Below are 1,174 nucleotides of genomic sequence, written 5' to 3' on the forward strand. Positions count from 1 at the left end.
TGAACTTCTTACACAGCATGGCCGAAAAGCCAGGGCTCCAGGCTGATGATACCCTGATGGCAGTAACAACTTTGTCTTTTGATATTGCCGTACTTGAACTCTACTTGCCACTCTGGGTCGGCGCCAAAATCATTATTGCCAAGAAACAGGATAGTAGTGATGGTCGACGTTTATTAAGCTTGCTGATAAAGCATCAGGCAAACTTCATGCAAGCAACACCCGCCACCTGGCGATTGCTGATCAGTAGTGGCTGGCAGGGTGAGCCTAGATTAAAAGCACTGTGCGGTGGCGAAGCATTGCCATTGGATTTAGCTGAAGAGCTACTTCAACGCTGTAGTGAGCTTTGGAACATGTATGGCCCAACTGAAACCACCGTTTGGTCTAGCTGTGCCCAGATTACACAAACCCAAACACCGCCTGGATTGGGCTTACCTATCGCCAACACTCAGTTATATGTGCTGGATGAGCAGCTGCGCCCTGTCCCTAACGGCATCGCTGGCGAACTATACATCGGTGGTGACGGTTTGACCTTAGGCTATAACAATCGTGACGAATTAACCCGGAAGGTCTTTATTCCAAACCCCTTTGGAGACGGCCAACTCTATCGCACCGGTGATAAAGTACGCTACACCCACGACGGCACCCTTACGTATATGGGACGACTGGATCAGCAAGTCAAAGTACGCGGCTACCGAATAGAACTGGGTGAAATTGAGACGCTTATGCGCCAACACGACGCCATTGACGACTGCGCCTTAAGCGTACGAGAAGTCCGTGCCGGCGATACGCGGCTCATCGCTTATGTTGTATGGAAGAATAGCCCGATTAGTCTCAGTGAACTTCGTGAGCACCTGCGACAGCAATTGCCCCCTTACATGGTGCCGCAGCACCTTGAAGCACTCGGGGAGTTACCACGCACCCTTAACAACAAGCTTGATCGAAAAGTCCTGCAAAGCTGGAACCTAACTCAAATGTCTGCCGGTGAATCGCGTCAAGGCCCCGAGACAAGCACAGAAAAGTGGTTAGCTCTCTGCTGGGGAGAAGTATGCGGGAACCATGATATTAACAAATACGATAATTTCTTTGATATCGGCGGCCATTCATTACTTTCCATTCAAGTTATTCATAAAGTGCAAGCGCATTTTAACGTTGAACTGAAGCCTCGAGACTTACT

At 49.4% G+C, this 1,174-nt stretch carries 1 protein-coding gene; it reads left to right on the plus strand.

Annotation, left to right across the window (positions count from 1 at the left end; all coding sequences use genetic code 11):
* Nucleotides 1-1,174: non-ribosomal peptide synthetase (locus A3766_RS08490; RefSeq protein ID WP_156508790.1), on the plus strand; the 1,174-nt coding region annotated here is incomplete at both ends.

The sequence above is a fragment of the Oleiphilus sp. HI0132 genome (genome assembly GCF_001635845.1).